We start from the raw sequence: 16871 nt of genomic DNA on the forward strand, positions 1-16871 counted from the left end.
CCCGCATCGGGATCGCACCAGCATAATCGATAATCGCTGGATCGGCGTCGTCGGCCGCGAGGGGCGGGAGCCGAGGCTGCGCTCCGCTCCCGCCCCTCGCGTCTGCCTCAGGGGCGAGCGCCCGCTGTCCACGCCGGTGCGCCGTACTGGAACGCCCCGAGGCTGGGCGTGGCATCCGTCGAGCCGTCGTTCACCCCCGGCAGCGGGATCGCCGCGTTCCGCGCGGGTGAGGAGGCCTGCAGCCTGTAGTCGTGCGCGGCGGCGTCGACGAACTGCGGATCCACATCCACGAGGTTGTTCGACAGCACGAGTCCGCCGTCGGTCGCTCCCGCGAGGCCGGTGATCGGTCCGATGTTGTTGTAGATCTTGGTTCCCGTCGACTGGCCGGGTTCCTTCACGTAGAAGAGCGTCATGCCGCCCGTGTTGTTGTAGACCAGGTTGTCGTGCGAGCCCGTGCCGAGCCCGTTCAGCTCGACCGTGCCCTCGTGGTTGCCCCACCCGACGTTGTTGTCGATCTGCATGTCGCTCATGCCGTTGTCGGCGTAGATGCCCGAGATGCCGAACGGGTACACGCCGCCGGGGCGCGGCGAGGGGTCGTGGAGGACGTTGTGGTCGACGCGGGTGCCCTCCATGAACGCCGAGCAGCAGGAGTAGATCGCCGCGGTGTCGACGCTGAGCGTCGCGTGCCCCGAGATGTCGTTGTACGCGATCCGGTCCGGTCCCGCCGTCGTGCCGGCCACGCCGTTCCACTGCAGGTTGATGCCGCTGCGTCCCATCCCCGCCATGGTGTTGTGCGTCACCGTCTGGCTGTGCCCCTGCACGGCCACCGCGGCGGCGTAGGTGCCGGCGTAGTCGACGTCGGTGATCACGTTGTCGATCGCGGTGTTGCCGTAGCCGCCGAGCGAGATCCCGTTCCCGGCGCTGAACTGCAGGTGGCTGTTCTGCACCGTGTTGCCCGTGCCCTTGATGATGATCCCGCTCGTCGTCACGCCGCGCGTGACGTTGGCGCCGCAGTCGGTGGCGCCCTGGGTCACATCCCAGTAGTGGCTGAGGTACTTCCCCTCGATCCCGTCGAGGACGACCCCGGTGCTGGTGTCGCCGGTGCGGATCGTCGACCCGAAGAGCCCGATGCCCTCCACCCGCACGTGGCTGGCCGACGACAGGTCGAAGGCGAGGTCGCGCACCTTGGCCTCGATCGTGTGCCCGGCCGGGTCGTCGTCGCTGTAGACGTACAGCCGCTTCGCGTCGGCGTCGTAGAAGTAGGAGCCGGGGTGGCCGAGCTCGCCGATCTTCCCCGACAGACGGAACCACGTCTCGGTCGGCACGACCTTGTGCACGCACGGCGGCGCGGTCGTCAGGGTCACCGACCCGGGGGCCGAGGATGCCACGCTGCCCGTCGCGGTGACGTACCAGTACGACGTCAGGGCGCGAGCGCCGTCCCAGTAGCCCGCCGGCCGCGTCAGCGTGGAGTCGACGATCGTCGCATCGGCGGTCCCCGCATCCGCTCGCTCGATGACGGGATCGAGCAGATCGGTTCCAGGGAACGGGAACGACGCCTCGACGTCCATGACCCCGTCGGTGAAGATCTGCGCTTCGCCGCCCGCGTCGCCGAGGTCGACGGCGACGCTGTACGCCTTGCCGTCGGCCACCGCCTGGCTGAACAGGGAGTTCGCGGCGAAGGGGTCGGCCGCGACCACGGCGGCCAGCTGCGCCTGGTCGACCGGGGTGAAGCCGCTGACCCCCTCGGTGCCGCTGAGGACGACGTCGGCGTCGGAGGCGGCGGCGAACGTGACCGGCGCGGCCGCCGTGCCCGAGTGGGCCGGGGTCACCGTCTCCGCGTACCGGCCGGTGTCGATGAGGCAGGTGTCGCCCGGCCCGGCTACGTCGGCGCAGGCCTGGATCGTCGAGAACGCCGACGCCTCCGAGAGTCCGTCGCCGTTCGGCGGCGCGTCCGCCGCGACGTGGTACGTGGTGCCGGAGGTGAGGCGGGCACCCGGTGGCGACACGGCGCCGGCGGGGACCGCGGTCGCGGCGACGAGAGCCGCGGAGGCGATCACGGTCCCGGCGAGTCCGAGGACCCGTCGAGAGCGGGGGGAGTGCGACAGGATGGGCATCATTGCTCCAATCGATCGTTGATTATCGATAACCTAGGAGTGCGCACCTATCCCGTCAAGAGGGGGCAGGGTGTCAGACCCGGATGCGGCTCTCGCCGACGCCCGGCCACTCGACGACCCCGACGACCGTCCCTTCCTCCGGTGCCTGCAGGGTGACCCGCGGTGGAGCCGGCGGATCCGCTCGTCCGAGTCGGACGGCGATCACCACCACCTCGTCGACCTCGACGCGGTCGAACTCCGCCCAGGGGATGCTGCTCACCGCGCCCAGGGGAGACGTGCCCGACTCCGCGTGGACGCCCGTCCGGGCCTCGCCCCGCAGCACCAGGAGTTCGGAGACGGCGTCACCCGATCGCACGGTCACGCGGGCGGAGTCGTTGAGGGCCGGCGCGGCGCGGGTGTCGGTGAGCGGCCAGCCGCTCACCCGCAGCCGGACGGACCGGCCCGGATCTTCGCCGTGCAGTCGGCGCACCACCCGCACCTCCCAGGGGCCACGGACGAGCGACATCGTCCGGAGGGTCGGTCCCTCGGTGACGGCGCCCTCGCGGCCGGAGCCCAGGTCTCGGCCGCTCTCGTCGACCGCGACCCAGTGGGTCCGCGCGGTGGACCCGGCGAACGCGGCGAGGCCGTCGTCGCCCACCTCCTCCCGTGTGAAGCCGGAGCGGTGGGTGAGGCGCCCGTGGGGGTCGACCGCGCCGACGGAGTTGTCGACCGGCGACGAGACCGTCGCTCCGACGAGCGGCGGCAGCGTCGCCGTCGAGTAGGCCATCCGCGTGTAGAGCGGTGCGTCGGCGGTGACGAGCCCGGCGGATCCATGGTCGGTCCCGTGGTTCACCACGCGGACGATGCCGTCCGCGGCCGTTCCGCTGACGATCCACCCCGCCGGGCGGATGACCCGCCTCACGTCGGCGACCTCGACGGGCAGGGGCTCCTCCCGCGCCGTCCACACCTCGTGATCGCCGGGAAGAGCGAGCCCGAGGAATCCCTTCGTGGCCCAATAGGGCGAGGACGAGCCGGAGTACGACTGCGCCATCGCGGGCCATGCCCCGAACAGGCCCACCGAGAGCAGCCCGCGGTGGTCCACCGCGCCTCTCTCGACGAAGGCCCTGAGCATCCCCGACGCGGCGCGTCGGATCACGCCCGGGCGGAGGCGTCCCGATCCGGTGAGCGCACCCATCCAGAGCGGTGCCGCGGCGGCGAACCGGTAGATCAGGCTGCGCCCCTGCAGCAGCGGCAGGCCGTCTCCGCCGACGAGGTGGATCGCGTCGTCGAGGTACCGGCCGAGCCTCTCGCGGAACGCGGGTTCGAGTCGCGAGGCGCCGAACAGGTCCGCTCCGGGGGAGTGCGCCCAGAGCAGCGGATACAGGTGCATCGCCCACCCGCAGTAGTGGTCGAACGACCGGAGCGGACCGTCGGCGTACCAGCCGTCTCCCCGGTAGTACGACTCGATCGCCGTCAGGTCGGCCTCGATGCGGCGGGGGTCGTGGGGTCCTCCCTCCGCGGCGAGGAAGGTCTCCACGGTGATGCGGAACCACCGCCAGTTGTTGTCGGGGTACTCGCCGTGCGGCACCTCCGCGAGCCAGCCGACCACAGAGCGCTGCTCCTCGGCCGACAGGGTGTCCCACAGCCACGGCCGGGTCAGCTGCAGTCCCACGACGATGGAGGCGGCCTCGACCTTCGCCTGACCGACGTCGCTCGGCGACGGCCAGCGCTCGGGGCCGTCCGGCGCGCAGCCGGCGAGCAGACCCTCGCGGTACCACTCGGTGAAGCCGAGCGGATCGGCGCCGCCGTCCCCGCGCATCCGGAACGCGAAGAGGAGGAACGAGCGCGCGAACCCCTCGAGCCCGTCGCTGTCGCGGCCCTGGCCGCCGGTGATCCCGGGGAGCAGAACGCGGCTGTGGGCAGGGGAGGCGTACGGGCGGAGCGAGAGCAGCAGGTGGTCGGCGACGGCGGCCCAGTGCGCCCTGGCCCAGCCGGTGATCGGCGAGATCTCGCGGTCCTCGGGCGGGAGGATGAGGTGCGCCGGGTCGAACGACGTCACGCGGTCTCGTTCCCGGGCTCCATGGCGTCGTCCGCCTCCGCAGCGTCGTGCGCCTCCGCGTCGGACGCACCCACGGAGGCGGGGTCGATCGACGAGGGCAGCGACGACTGCCGCACGTGCAGCTCTGGCCCGAGCCGGACCCGGTGCGTGGGGCGCACGTCGTCGGCCTCGATGCGCGACACCAGCAGACGGACGGCTTCGCGGCCCACCGACTCCTTGGGCGGGCGGATCGCCGTGATGGCCGGGTCTCCGAAGCGGGCGACGTCGTCGTCGTAGGCCACGATCGCGAGGTCACGCGGTACGCGGATGCCCCGGTCGACCGCGTGCTGCTCGAGTGCCAGGGCCTGCGGGTCCGGCAGCACGATGACCGCGGACGTCCGCGTGCGCTCGAGGAGCTCGAGTGCCTCGTCCATCGCCTCGTCGCGGCCCGGCGCGTCGAATCGGATGCCGTCGAGCCTGGCCGCATCGCGCGGCAGGTCGAGGGTCTCGAGAGCCGACCACCAGCCCGCCTCCACGGGGCCGCGACTCGGGTTGTCACGCTGGGTGAAGAGCCCGATCCGGGTGTGGCCGGCCTCGCGCAGGTGCCGCACGGCGAGGGCGGCGCCGACCTCGTGGTCGGAGGCGACCGAGTCGAGCCGCAGCGCGGAGGCCGCGGCGGGCACGCGGCGTTCGGCGAGGACCACGGGCACCGGGAGCGCGTCGAGCCAGCGGAGCGTGTCGAGCGCGCCCTCCCCGGTCGTGTCGGGTGCGACGATGAGGCCGTCGAGAGCCGGCGTCCGCAGGAGGGCCTCCACCTGGCGCCGCTGATCCCGCGCGTCGTAGGTGGAGGCGCGGAGCAGGAGCGTGGTGCGGAGTCGCGCCGCCTCGGCCCGTGCCCCGTTCACGATCTGCGGCCAGTAGTAGTCGAGCGACGGCACGACCATCCCGATGACGTACCGCGGGGTCGGTCCGCTCGCCGGTGCCCGGGTCGTGTCGAGGACGCTCCGCAGCGTCGCTCCGCCGTGCACGCGGGTGACGAGGCCCTGCTGAGCGAGGGCGTTCACGTCGCGGCGCACCGTGAGCTCGCTGACGCCGAGCTGCCGGGCGAGGACGCTGACACTGACCGACCCCTTCTCGCGCAGCTGGGCCAGGATGCGCTCCCGCCGTTGCACGCCGTACAGCGGCTCACCGGCCGTCATCCGACGACCTCCACCACGGTGGTGAGCGATCCCCTGAGCTCGCGGAGCTCGTAGCGGAGACGATGGAGGCGCTCTCCCCACACCTCGATGAGCTCGGGGTCGTCGAGCCGCCACTCCTGGACGAGCGGTATCACTCCGCCCGCGCGGATGCGGATCGCCCGGTCGGCCGAGCGCAGGACGACGTGGTCGCCGACGACCTCGACGTCGCCCGCCGCCACGAGGTGCAGGCTGCTGGGAGCACCACCTTCGGAGGGGAGGAGCCGCCAGGTGTCGGTCACCTCGACCCGGCGACCGCTCACGAGCTCGAACGTCCGGCGCCAGCGCTCGCCGTCTCCGATCGGGTATGCGCCGCCGATGTCGAGGCTGACCCGGACGGGCAGCGAGGGCTCGTCGCCGAACTCCGCGACCGGCTCGCCGGCGGGCGGAGCGTCGACGACGTGCGCACCGAACGAGCGGCCCTCGCCCTGCTCGAGGCCATGCGGGGCGGGCGCGTTGTGCCAGCCGCTCTGCATCGCCCGGATGCCGTACCGGCCGGCGCTGAACGTCTGCGCCGTGTACGTCGGCTTGCCGATGTCGACGAGCAGGGGGCGACCGCCGGCGGCCACGAGGAACGACCCGACGTCCTTGTGGTTGTGGCTCTCGCCGTTCGTGCCGCCCTTGATCGCCAGCGTCAGTCCCGACGGATCGCCCTCGCGCTCGCGGCCGACGAGCACCTGCACCGAGGGCAGCCAGACGCGCGGCGGATACGGGGGAGCTGTCGGCGTCGCGTCTCGCCAGGCGGTGTCGACCACCGCTCGCACGAGCCGCGGGAGACCGCCTTCCCCGCGGGCGACCGGGCCGTCGAGCGCCCTCCCGCCTCGAGCCCAGTCCACCACCCTCCGGTCGCCCAGCAGGCGGCCCCAGTGGAACGGGATCTGCCACGGCTCGTCTCCGCGGCTGCGGGCCCGGCCGTCGCCGACGTTCACGTACCATCCCTCGCCCAGCTGCATCCGCAGCGGGAAGCGCAGCAGCTCGGCGACCACCGGGAGTGCTGCGCCGTCCAGCTCGCTCGCGGTGAGACGCGAGAGAAGGTCGAGGGCCTCGAGCATCCTCGCCGCGCCGTTCCACCAGTAGGTCACGCCCTCGTCGATCGCCCCGTCGGCGGGGAGGGTCGTGACGTAGCGGTCGAGGCTCTCGAGGGCTCGGGCGGTGAGCCGTGCCATCCGTTCGGTGTCGTCGATGAGGAGCGCCGCCGCGAGCAGCACGTTGCCGAGGATCCACGGGTTCCAGTTGTTGACCTCCCGCGAGTAGCCGAGCCACCAGAGGTCGTCGCGCGTCTCGAACGGCACGAGCACCCGCGCCTCGACCTCGCGCCGGAGGCGGTGGCGGAGGCCCGACCAGCGGACATCCCACTCCTCGCCGAGCAGCCTGTCGGCCACGGCGAGCTGTGCCGCGACCTCGCCGGCACCGAGGTCGAGCGTGGGTTTCGACACGTCCGGGACGAGGTCGCCACCACGGGCGTGGCTCTCGTCGTGCGCCGGGAGGCACCAGGTGCTCTGCTCGCAGAGCAGCACGACCCCGTCGGCGGCCTCGTCGATCCAGCCCTCCGACCGGGTGACCGCGGCGAGCAGCGCGGCGCGCGTGAGTCGCTGCTGACGTGCGGCGACGGCGCGCTCGTACTGTCGGCGGTCGCCGTCGCGCACGAAGCGGGCGAACATCGTCGCGGTCGCGTCGGCCCAGGGCTCTGTGCGTTCGGCCTCCGCCTCCGCGCTCATCCGGTCGAGGGTGACGGGATCCACGCCCTTCCACACCCCTCGCGCGGTGGAGGTCGGCAACCCGGTCCGCTCCCGCAGGCGCTCCATGCCGACCGCCGAGAACGTCGACGCGAGGGCGGGCTCGCGCATCCGCTCGCCCCACAGGGCGTCGAGCGGACCCCGGTGGTCGCCGGGTGGGGCGGGATGCCGTGGCGCGGACACGGAGAACCTCTCTGCTGATCGGTCGACGATGTTCATGTTCGACTCTGAACGAATGGTTTCGATCGGGCGGAACCGAGTATGGACTGACTCCGGAGCCCGGGCAACCCGTCCCGGACGGACCCGAGCATCACGGAGGCGACGGTGTCGATCGACCACAGGAGGCCCTCGGCCCTCGTGGTGATGGAGCGGGTCGCCTTCGATCAGCAGTTCGACGAGACTCGGCTGGCGCGCCTGGGAGGGCTCGCGCGCCTGCCGGACCCGATCGTCGTCGACGACCTCGACGATCCGGCGCTCCGACGCCGGCTGGGCGAGGTCGAGGTGCTCCTCACCGGGTGGGGAGCACCCTGCCTCGACGGCGCCCGTCTCGATCGGATGCCCCGGCTACGCGCCATGCTGCACTGCGCCGGGAGCGTCCGGCCCCAGGTGTCGGAGGAGCTGTGGCGGCGCGGCATCCGGGTCACCTCCGCGGCCGAGGCGAACGCCGCCCCGGTCGCCGAGTTCACCTTCGCCGCCATCGTGTTCGCAGGGAAGAAGGCGCCGTTCATCGCCGCCGACCCGGAGGTGCGGCGCGATGACAGCCGGACCATCCGCCGATACGGCGAGCTCTCCAACGAGGGGCGGACGATCGGCGTGGTCGGCTTCAGCCGGATCGGCCGCCGTGTCGTCCAGCTCGTGCAGCAGCTGGAGGGGGTGACGTGCCTCGTAGCAGACCCCGTGGTCGATCCGGACGACATCCGAGCCGCTGGAGCGACTCCCGTCCCGCTCGGCGAGATGCTCCCGCGGGTCGACGTGCTGTCGCTCCACGCGCCGGCACTGGCCGCCACGCGGGGCATGATCGGCGCGGCCCAGCTCGCCGCGCTGCGCTCGCACGCGACCGTGATCAACACCGCCCGCGGCGCGCTCATCGACACGGCTGCCCTCGAGCGCGAGTGCGCCTCGGGGCGCCTCCAGGCGATCCTCGACGTGACCGATCCCGAGCCGCTGCCCGCCGAGTCGGTGCTCTACCGTCTCCCGAACGTCATGGTGACCCCGCACCTTGCCGGGTCGCTCGGGTCGGAGACGAAGCGGATGACCAACTCCGCCCTCGAGGAGCTCGGCCGTCTCATCGCCGGCGAGCCCCTCCGTTTCGAGGTCACGCGCGACGACCTGAGGTTCAGCGCGTGATCGCCGCCGCTGAGGGATCCGGCCGTGCGCTGCTCCTCTGCGGAGCGGGCCGATACGCCGACCCGTGGCATCCCTTCGACGTGACCGCGGGTCGGCTCGCCGAGCTGCTCTGCGACGAGGGGCTGAGCGTCGAGGTCTCAGGTGAGGTCGACGAGCGGATGGCCGCCCTCGTCGACTCGGACGACGTCGACCTCCTCGTGCTCGACATCGGCGATCCCGCGCTCGCCGGGCGGACGGATCCCGCCGCGGAAGCTCGGGGGAGGGCCGGGCTCCTCGCCCACCTCCACCGGGGCAGGCCCCTGCTCGCGATGCACGTGTCGTCGACCTCGCTCCGGGGTGTGCCCGAGTGGGAGGAGATCCTCGGCGCCGTCTGGGTGCGGGGGCAGACCTTCCACCCCGAGTACGGCACCGGGCGGGTCCTGGTGCACGGCGATCGACACGGGATCGTGGCGGGTCTCGACGACTTCGACGTCGTCGACGAGCTCTACACCGACCTGCGGCTTCGCCCCGATGTGGTCGCCGTCGCGTCCCACCGGTACGCCGGCCGCGAGCATCCGCTCGTCTGGCCGCGCGTCTACGGTGACGCGCGCATCGTCTACGACGCGCTGGGTCACGACGCCGCGTCGTTCGACGCCCCGGCGCACCGCGAGATCCTCAGCCGGGCGGTGCGCTGGCTGCTCGACAGTCCCCGATGACCGCCTACGACGACAGGACCGACCATGGCGATGTTCCACGATGAGCCCGTGAGGCCCGAGCCCTATCGCCGGTTCGCGCGACCCATCCCATCGTGGTTCAGCGACGCCAAGCTCGGTGTCTTCGTCCACTGGGGCCCGTACTCGGTGCCCGCCTGGGCGGAGCCCATCGGCGAGCTCGGCTCGATCCAGGAGGGCTGGTACGCGCACAACCCGTATGCCGAGTGGTACGCCAACACGATCCGGATCCCGGGCAGCCCGGCGGCCGAGCACCACCGCGACACCTACGGCGACGCCCCCTACGACGACTTCCTCGACGCGTGGCACCCCGATCGCTTCGACGCCGAGGAGCTCCTCGCACTGGTGGCGGGTACGGGAGCGCGATACCTCGTCCCGACCGCAAAGCACCACGACGGCGTGACACTCTGGGATGCGCCGCACACGCACGGACGTGACACGGTCACACGCGGTCCGCACCGCGACCTCGTCGGGGAGCTCGCACGCGCGACCCGCGCCGCGGGTCTGCGCTTCGGTGCGTACTACTCGGGTGGCCTCGACTGGCACGTCTCCGACCTGCCGCCGATCGTCGAGGACACCCACGGATTCCTCCGCCCCGTGGATGCGGGCTACGCCGGGTACGCCTACGACCAGGTCGTCGACCTCGTCGACCGCTACCGGCCCGACGTGCTCTGGGGCGACATCGACTGGCCGGACGCGGGCAAGCCGAGTGGGCCGTTCAGCCTCGAGCGGCTGTTCGACCGCTTCTACGCCGCCGCCCCCGAGGGTGTGGTCAACGACCGCTGGGGCGAGACGCACTGGGACTTCCGCACCAGCGAGTACCAGCTGGGCGGCCAGGTGGAAGGCGCGACCGCGTGGGAGCACTGCCGCGGGATCGGGCTCTCGTTCGGGCACAACACGCTCGAGGACGAGTCGCACACGCTGAGCGGGCCGGATGCGGTGCGACTGTTCGTCGACATCGTCGCGCGGGGCGGCAACCTCCTTCTCAACCTCGGCCTCACCGCCATGGGCGAGGTGCCGCCGCTCCAGCGCCGCACGCTGGAGCATCTCGGCGCGTGGAACGCGGTGAACGGCGACGCCGTCTTCGGCAGCCGACCGCTCGACCCGGCGATCGCCGCGCCGTCGGACTCGCCCTGGGTGCGGTGGACGCGAAGCGGTGACGGTGCAGGGGCGACCGCCCACGCCTTCGTGGAGGGTGCCGGGTCGGTTCGACTGAAGGGCGTCTCGAGCCGTGTCGACGCCCACACGGCGCACCTCGCCGACGGCACCGCGGTCGCTGCGTCGCGCGCCGGCGACACACTCGTCGTCACGCTCCCGGTGGCGACGCTCGACGAGCCGGTGCTCGTCAGCTTCTCCCTCCTCGGCGGAGACTGAGGCGGAGCCGAAGGCGGGGCTCGCGTTCGTGGCCCTCCTAGGGCCCCTCACTCCTTTGCGGGTCCCCGCGGGCCCCTCGCGGCGGAGGGGTCGGCGTCTGTACTCTGGACCCACGAGCGAGGAGGGCCTGATGGGCGTCATCTCACGGGGATTCGGTGCGAGGCGACGGGAGAGCGATCCGCATCTGCCGCCGGGACAGTACCTGACCGAGGACTTCCCGGTGCTGTCGGCGGGCCCCACGCCCGCGATCGACACCGCCGACTGGAGCTTCACGATCGTCAACGAGGCGGGTGCGCGCACCTCCTGGTCGTGGGCCGAGATGATGGCGATGCCCATCGACGACATCGGCACCGACATCCACTGCGTCACCCGCTGGTCGAAGCTCGGCACGCACTGGCGCGGGGTCTCGCTCGACCACTTCTTCGAGAAGGTCGAGACCGACGACGCGTACACGATGGTGCACTCGTACGGCGGCTACACCACGAACGTCCCGCTCGAGGACCTGCTCGACGGCAAGGCCTGGATCGCGTTCGAGTTCGAGGGCGAGCCCCTCGACCCCGAGCACGGTGGCCCTGCGCGCCTGCTCGTGCCGCACCTGTACTTCTGGAAGAGCGCGAAGTGGGTCAACGGCATCCGCATGCACTCGAACGACGACCCCGGGTTCTGGGAGCAGAACGGGTACAACCTGTACGGCGACCCCTGGAAAGAGCAGCGGTACTGGTAGTGGCGATCGTCTCCGACTGGACCACGGGCACCGTGTCCGGCGGCGAGCGGATCACCCCGACGGGGCGCATCCTCACGCTCGACGTGCCCTCCTGGCCCGGCAACCTGCCCGGGCAGCACCTCGACCTCCGGCTCACCGCCGACGACGGCTACCAGGCCGTCCGCTCCTACTCGATCGCGTCGTACGGGCCGGGCACCACGGTCGAGCTCGCCGTCGACGAGCTCCCCGACGGCGAGGTCTCGCCGTACCTCGTGGAGGACGTCCAGCCGGGCGACCAGCTCGAGGTGCGGGGCCCGATCGGCAACTACTTCGTCTGGCGCGAGCAGCAGGCCGAGCCGGTGCAGCTCATCGCCGGCGGGTCCGGGATCGTGCCGCTCGTCTCGATCGTGCGCGCGCATCAGGCGTCGTCGAGCGCGGCTCCGTTCCGGATGATCTACTCGGTGCGCGCGCCGGAGGACGCCTACTACGCGTCCGAGCTCGACTCCTACGCCGGCGACCGCTTCAGTCTCGAGTGGGTCTACACGCGCACCGCCCCGGCGGGGTGGGCTCGCCCGGCGGGGCGCATCGACCGGGCGGTCATCGAGGCAGCGGCGCTGCCGGCGTCCGACGAGCCGACCGTGTACGTCTGCGGCCCGACCGGCTTCGTGGAGGCCGTGGCCCGCATCCTGGTCGACCTCGGGCACGACCCGAGACGGGTGAAGACCGAGAGATTCGGAGGGGCGTGAGATGCCGGCGATGCATCCGAGGACGGGAGTGGTCGACGTGGGGCGGGTCGACGGCAATGCCGCCGCGGGGCCGCTGAGCGAGCTGTTCTGCTTCGACGTGACCATGGCGGTCGGCGAGTGCGGTCACTGCGGAGACCGCAGCCCGTTGGCCGAGGCCGCCGCCGAGCTCGACGACGACGGCGTCATCGTGTTGTGCCGCGCCTGCGGGCACACCATGTTCACCTACGTCCACTCGGCCGCGGGCCGCTCCCTGCAGCTCACCGGTCTCCGATCGCTCACCGTCTCCTGACACTCGTCACGGAACACGCGCACGCGGTGCCCCAGGAGCGGTCGCGTGCACGCCTGTCGTCATGAGCGACGACGGTAGGTGACGAAGCGGTAGCGGATGCCGCTGCTCGACTCGTGCCACTCGCCCGCCTCGGGCGCCCACTCGGGCCCGATCGCGGGGGCGACGGTGTCGCCCTCGACGGAGGCATCGACCTCCGTCACCTCGAGCACGTCGGCCGAGGGGAGCGCCTCGCGGTAGATCTCGCCCCCGCCGATCACCCAGACGTCGCCGACGTGACCGGAGAGCGCCTCGTCGACCGAGTGCGCCACCCGGGCTCCCTCCGCACCCCAGGTGCGGTCGCGGGTGACCACCACATTCTCCCGCCCCGGCAGCGGACGGAACCTCGGCGGCAGCGAATCCCACGTCCGCCGCCCCATGACGACGACGGAGGTGCCCGTCACCTCGCGGAAGTGCGCCATGTCCTCGGGGATCCGCCAGGGGATGCCGCCGTCGGCGCCGATGACGCCGTCGCGCGACTGCGCCCAGACGAGCCCGATCACCTCAGCCGCGCCTCGGGTCAGACCGCGACCGCGGCGCGGATGGCGGGGTGGTGCTCGTAGCCGACGATCTCGAAGTCCTCGTACTCGTAGTCGAAGATGCTCGGTCGCTCGCGGGAGATGACGAGACGGGGCGACACGAAGGGAGCGCGCTGGAGCTGCGTCTCGACCTGCTCCACATGGTTGTCGTAGATGTGGCAGTCGCCGCCGGTCCACACGAACTCGCCGGGCTCGAGCCCGGTCTGCGCGGCCACCATCATCGTGAGCAGCGCGTAGCTGGCGATGTTGAAGGGCACGCCGAGGAACATGTCGGCGCTGCGCTGGTAGAGCTGGCACGACAGCTTGCCGTCGGCCACATAGAACTGGAACAGCGCGTGGCAGGGCGCGAGCGCCATCGAGGGGATGTCGGCGACGTTCCACGCCGACACGATGATGCGGCGGGAGTCGGGGTTCGAGCGCAGCTGCTCGATCACCTGGCTGATCTGGTCGATGTGCTCGCCGTTCGGCGTGGGCCACGACCGCCACTGCACGCCGTACACCGGGCCGAGGTCGCCGTTCTCGTCGGCCCACTCGTCCCAGATGGTGACGCCGTGCTCCTGCAGCCAGCGGGCGTTGCCGTCGCCCCGAAGGAACCAGAGCAGCTCGTACGCGATCGACTTGAAGTGCACCCGCTTGGTGGTGATGAGCGGGAAGCCCTCGGCGAGGTCGAAGCGGATCTGTCGGCCGAACACGCTGCGCGTACCCGTGCCCGTGCGATCGGACTTGTGTGTGCCGTTCTCGTAGACGTCGCGGAGGAGGTCTTCGTAGGGCGTGGGAATGCTGCTCATCCCTTCAGAGGGTACGTGCTGACGCGTCGCCGCGCCATCTCCGCCGGGTGTCGGCGCGGCTCGCTACGCTGAAGCTCCAGGACGACGGATCGGAGTGCCATGAAGCGGGTCAACATCTTCTACGGAGGGCGTCAGTACTCGTTGTCCGACCGCGAGATCGGCGAGCTCCAGGCCGAGATCAACGCGGGCATCACGGCCGACCAGCCGACCTGGCTCGAGGTCAACGTGGGCGAGGGTCGCTACCAGCCCGCGCACCTCCTGCTCACGCCGGGCGTCGACCTCGTGCTGGTGCCCATCGAGGGCGAGTGACCCTCCCGCCCGGGCTGTCCCGCGAGGCGCCGCCCCTGCGGCGGATGCTGCACCAGCAGGACTGGCAGTCGCTCGCGTTCCTCCATTGGCGCGTCGACCCGGCGGTCGTCGCGCCGCTCCTGCCCGCGGGCACCCGGCCCGACGAGTTCGACGGCTCGACCTGGGTGGGGCTCATCCCCTTCCGTCTGGCGAACGCGACGGCCCCCGGGCTCCCCGCGCTCGGGCCGATCCCCGTGGTCGGCACGTTCCCCGAGGTCAACGTGCGGCTGTACTCGATCGACGAGCGCGGTCGGCATGGCGTCGTGTTCCGCTCGCTCGAGTCGTCGAGCCTGGGCGCGGTGGTCGCGGCCAGGGTGCTGTTCGGCTTGCCCTACCGGTGGGCCGACATGTCGATCACGACGGATGCGCGGGGCGCCATCCGCTATCGCTCCGCCCGCAACGGTGAGGGTGGGCTCGGTGCGCTCGGCGGTCGGAGCGGGCCTGCCTCCGCCATCGACGTCCTGCCCACCGGGGGCGACCGGAGCGACGACGACCTGGCCGTGTTCCTCACGGCGCGGTGGGGTCTCCACATCGAGCGCCGCGGCCGCACGCTCTTCATCCCGAACGAGCATCCGCCGTGGCGGGTCGAGACGGCCGAGCTCGAGCATCTCGACGACGAGCTGCTCGCCGCGGCCGGCCTCCCGGGCCTGGCCGAGCGGGCTCCCGACTCAGTGCTGTTCTCGCCCGGCGTGCACACCCGCTTCGGCCGGGCCCTGCGGTGAGGCGCGGAGCGCCGGTCGGCCCTGTCGTCCGGGGGCGCCGTCGTTTGAGAGGATGGGGTCGATGATCGATCCCACCGACCTCGGCCTCCTGCTCGACCTCGACGGGCCGGTCGCCAGCCCCGTCCACCGCCGCATCGTGCACGACTCGATCGCCGACGACATCGTCGCGCTCGTCGACGCGGGCGCGGTCGTCGTCTTCAACACGGGCCGCTCGGATGCGTTCGTCGCCGAGGTGATCGTGCCCGCGCTGGCCGCCCGCGGCGTCCGCCCCGAGCGCCGGGTCATCGGGGTGTGCGAGAAGGGCGGTGTGTGGTTCCACGTCACCGCCGACGGCATCGGCGAGCTCACCACCGACGGGGCGTTCCGTCCGCCGTCCGCGGTGGTGGAGGGCGTCGACGCGCTCGTGACCGAGCGCTACGCCGGCACGATGTTCTTCGACCGCACCAAGCGCACCATGATCTCGGTCGAGCAGCGCACCGATGTCGAGTCGGCCGACTACCTCGCCGTGCAGCCCGCCTTCGATCGCGACGTGCTCGAGCTCTTCCGCCAGCACGGCACGGGCGCCGAGCTCGACGGAGATCGGGCGCCGGATCCGGATGGTGAGGTCGCGTTCCGCATCGACCCGACCATCATCTCCACCGACATCGAGTCGGTGCGGGTGGGCAAGGACCTCGGCGCCGAGCGCGCCGTGCGGATGCTCGAGGCCGACGGCCTCCCCGTGCCCCGCCGCTGGTTCTCGATGGGCGACTCGCCCAGCGACTACCGCATGGCCGACTGGATGCACGAGACCGGTCGCGGGGTCACGCACGTCGACGTGCGCCCGGTCGCGGTCGTCGAGAAGCCGTACGAGGTGCTGCGTCCCGAGGACGGTCTGGTGAACGACGACGCCGGCGCGGTCTTCCTCCGCCGGATCCGCGAGGAGGCGCTCGGCCCACTCACCCGCTGAGAGTTGGACAGCGGTGGGCGCCCGATTCCGGCGAGGGTCAGGTGCGGCGGATGAGCGCGACCGTGCCGCGGGTGGCCGTGAGCAGGTCGGCGGGCGAGAGCTCGAGGTCGAAGCCGCGGCGGCCACCCGACACGAACACGGTCTCGAACCGCTCTGCGCTGTCGTCGAGCACCGTCGGCAGCGGTGTGCGCTGCCCGATCGGGCTGATGCCGCCGACGACGTAGCCCGATTTCCGCTCCGCCACCTGCTGGTCGGCCATCGCCGCCCGTTTGGCGCCGAGCGCTCCGGCCAGAGCCTTCAGATCGAGCAGGTCGCCGACCGACACGATCCCGATCCCGAAGCCCGCATCCGTCTCGACCATGAGCGTCTTGAAGATGCGCGCGGAGTCGACACCGAGCTCACGGCCGGCCTCCGCGCCGAAGTCGGTCGCCCGCGGGTCGTGTGCGTAGGTGTGCGCGACGTACGACAGGCCGGCCCGGGTCAGCGCCGTGGTCGCCGCGGTCGTCGGGCCGGCCGTCCCCTTCTTCGCCACGTCAGCGGGCGAGCCCGAGGGCCGAGGTGAGGAAGGCAGCCACGTCGCCCAGCTCCTCGCCCGAGATCGAGTGGGCGATCCCCGGGTACTCGCGCACCGTCGCGCTGAAGTGGCCGGGCAGGAACTCCGCCGTGCGGACCACCGCGGAGGTCGCGATGATCGGGTCGTTGCGGTCGAAACCCCAGAACAGCGGCGGCCTCGTCTCGGCGAGCACCGCGTCGCCGGGGAAGACGGCGGAGGCGGAGAAGCCCGAGAGGTTCACACCCGCCGAGAGGCGATCCGGCGCGATGCGGAGCAGCTGGATCGACATCGCGCCGCCCTGCGAGAAGCCCATCGCCGCGACCGCCGGGGGAGTGGCGTACGCGGACTCGACGCGGTCAAGCCAGGCGAGCACCGCATCCGCGGCCGGGATGAGCACGTCGGCGTCGGGGTCGCCGGGCACCCCGGTCGGGAACCACTCGAAGCCGTTGACGATCGGCTGCGGGCTCACCAGGGGCGCCCGCAGCGACGCGTACACGGCCCCGGAGGGGAGGTAGCCGAACAGCCCGGCGAGATCGCGCTCGTGCGAGCCCTTGCCGTGCATGACGATCACGAGCGGATGCGTCGCCAGGGCTTCGGCGCGGGAGTCGGCCGGGACGGACCACACCACGAGATCGTCGTCGATGAGAAGCGGAGTCGAGTCAGCCACC

General features: G+C 72.0%; 17 protein-coding genes. 9 read left to right on the forward strand and 8 right to left on the reverse strand.

The window, feature by feature from the left end; genetic code table 11:
• Positions 1-107: 107 nt before the first annotated feature.
• From ACFJGV_RS16540 to ACFJGV_RS16555, 4 genes are all read right to left on the reverse strand, one after another.
• Complete coding sequence (locus tag ACFJGV_RS16540) at positions 108-2117, reverse strand: right-handed parallel beta-helix repeat-containing protein (RefSeq protein WP_378145116.1); 2010 nt, start codon at positions 2115-2117, stop codon at positions 108-110.
• Positions 2118-2187: 70 nt separating this feature from the next.
• Entirely contained in the window at positions 2188-4152 is a 1965-nt protein-coding gene (locus ACFJGV_RS16545; RefSeq protein WP_378145118.1) for a DUF2264 domain-containing protein, read from the reverse strand.
• Positions 4149-5330: a substrate-binding domain-containing protein gene (locus ACFJGV_RS16550; protein ID WP_378145120.1), complete on the reverse strand. Its 1182-nt coding sequence runs from the start codon at positions 5328-5330 to the stop codon at positions 4149-4151. The genes ACFJGV_RS16545 and ACFJGV_RS16550 overlap by 4 nt, the downstream gene beginning before the upstream one ends.
• The gene (locus ACFJGV_RS16555) at positions 5327-7321 is read right to left on the reverse strand and encodes a heparinase II/III family protein (RefSeq protein WP_378145122.1); all 1995 of its coding nucleotides are present in this window, start codon (positions 7319-7321) and stop codon (positions 5327-5329) included. The genes ACFJGV_RS16550 and ACFJGV_RS16555 overlap by 4 nt, the downstream gene beginning before the upstream one ends.
• Before the next feature lie 105 nt (positions 7322-7426).
• Between ACFJGV_RS16555 and ACFJGV_RS16560 the strand changes: the two genes are divergently transcribed.
• From ACFJGV_RS16560 to ACFJGV_RS16585, 6 genes are all read left to right on the forward strand, one after another.
• A complete protein-coding gene (locus ACFJGV_RS16560; protein ID WP_378145124.1) occupies positions 7427-8449 on the forward strand; it encodes a hydroxyacid dehydrogenase in 1023 nt (340 codons plus the stop codon).
• A complete protein-coding gene (locus ACFJGV_RS16565) occupies positions 8446-9144 on the forward strand; it encodes a ThuA domain-containing protein (RefSeq protein ID WP_378145126.1) in 699 nt (232 codons plus the stop codon). The genes ACFJGV_RS16560 and ACFJGV_RS16565 overlap by 4 nt, the downstream gene beginning before the upstream one ends.
• A 24-nt stretch (positions 9145-9168) precedes the next feature.
• Entirely contained in the window at positions 9169-10533 is a 1365-nt protein-coding gene (locus ACFJGV_RS16570; protein ID WP_378145128.1) for an alpha-L-fucosidase, read from the forward strand.
• Positions 10534-10663: 130 nt separating this feature from the next.
• On the forward strand, positions 10664-11257 hold the full coding sequence (locus ACFJGV_RS16575; RefSeq protein ID WP_378145130.1) for a sulfite oxidase-like oxidoreductase: 594 nt from the start codon (positions 10664-10666) through the stop codon (positions 11255-11257).
• Positions 11257-11982 carry a ferredoxin reductase gene (locus ACFJGV_RS16580; protein WP_378145132.1) on the forward strand — a complete coding sequence of 242 codons (726 nt, stop codon included), beginning with the start codon at positions 11257-11259 and terminating at the stop codon, positions 11980-11982. Before ACFJGV_RS16575 ends, ACFJGV_RS16580 begins: the two co-directional genes overlap by 1 nt.
• Position 11983: 1 nt before the next feature.
• Positions 11984-12271 carry a DUF6510 family protein gene (locus ACFJGV_RS16585; protein WP_378145133.1) on the forward strand — a complete coding sequence of 96 codons (288 nt, stop codon included), beginning with the start codon at positions 11984-11986 and terminating at the stop codon, positions 12269-12271.
• 59 nt (positions 12272-12330) lie between these two features.
• Here the strand turns inward: ACFJGV_RS16585 and ACFJGV_RS16590 are convergent, their stop codons facing one another.
• Both ACFJGV_RS16590 and ACFJGV_RS16595 read right to left on the reverse strand, forming a co-directional pair.
• Positions 12331-12810: a dihydrofolate reductase gene (locus ACFJGV_RS16590; protein ID WP_378145134.1), complete on the reverse strand. Its 480-nt coding sequence runs from the start codon at positions 12808-12810 to the stop codon at positions 12331-12333.
• 17 nt (positions 12811-12827) lie between these two features.
• Positions 12828-13634 carry a thymidylate synthase gene (locus ACFJGV_RS16595; RefSeq protein WP_378145136.1) on the reverse strand — a complete coding sequence of 269 codons (807 nt, stop codon included), beginning with the start codon at positions 13632-13634 and terminating at the stop codon, positions 12828-12830.
• Positions 13635-13733: 99 nt separating this feature from the next.
• Here ACFJGV_RS16595 and ACFJGV_RS16600 point away from each other — a divergent pair, with 99 nt between their 5' ends.
• The 3 genes from ACFJGV_RS16600 to ACFJGV_RS16610 all read left to right on the forward strand — a co-directional run bounded on the left by ACFJGV_RS16600 (position 13734) and on the right by ACFJGV_RS16610 (position 15650).
• Positions 13734-13943, forward strand: coding sequence for a hypothetical protein (locus ACFJGV_RS16600; RefSeq protein WP_378145137.1), 210 nt, complete (start codon positions 13734-13736; stop codon positions 13941-13943).
• Positions 13940-14704, forward strand: a complete 765-nt coding sequence (locus ACFJGV_RS16605) for a YqjF family protein (protein WP_378145139.1) — start codon at positions 13940-13942, stop codon at positions 14702-14704. The genes ACFJGV_RS16600 and ACFJGV_RS16605 overlap by 4 nt, the downstream gene beginning before the upstream one ends.
• 61 nt (positions 14705-14765) lie before the next feature.
• Complete coding sequence (locus ACFJGV_RS16610) at positions 14766-15650, forward strand: hypothetical protein (RefSeq protein ID WP_378145141.1); 885 nt, start codon at positions 14766-14768, stop codon at positions 15648-15650.
• A gap of 37 nt (positions 15651-15687) precedes the next feature.
• Here the strand turns inward: ACFJGV_RS16610 and ybaK are convergent, their stop codons facing one another.
• Positions 15688-16182 carry a Cys-tRNA(Pro) deacylase gene (gene ybaK / locus ACFJGV_RS16615; RefSeq protein ID WP_378145142.1) on the reverse strand — a complete coding sequence of 165 codons (495 nt, stop codon included), beginning with the start codon at positions 16180-16182 and terminating at the stop codon, positions 15688-15690.
• Position 16183: 1 nt separating this feature from the next.
• Positions 16184-16870, reverse strand: a complete 687-nt coding sequence (locus ACFJGV_RS16620; protein ID WP_378145143.1) for an alpha/beta hydrolase — start codon at positions 16868-16870, stop codon at positions 16184-16186.
• Between the last annotated feature and the right edge of the window lies 1 nt (position 16871).

This window comes from Cnuibacter sp. UC19_7 (genome assembly GCF_042699995.1).
GTDB lineage: Bacteria > Actinomycetota > Actinomycetes > Actinomycetales > Microbacteriaceae > Cnuibacter.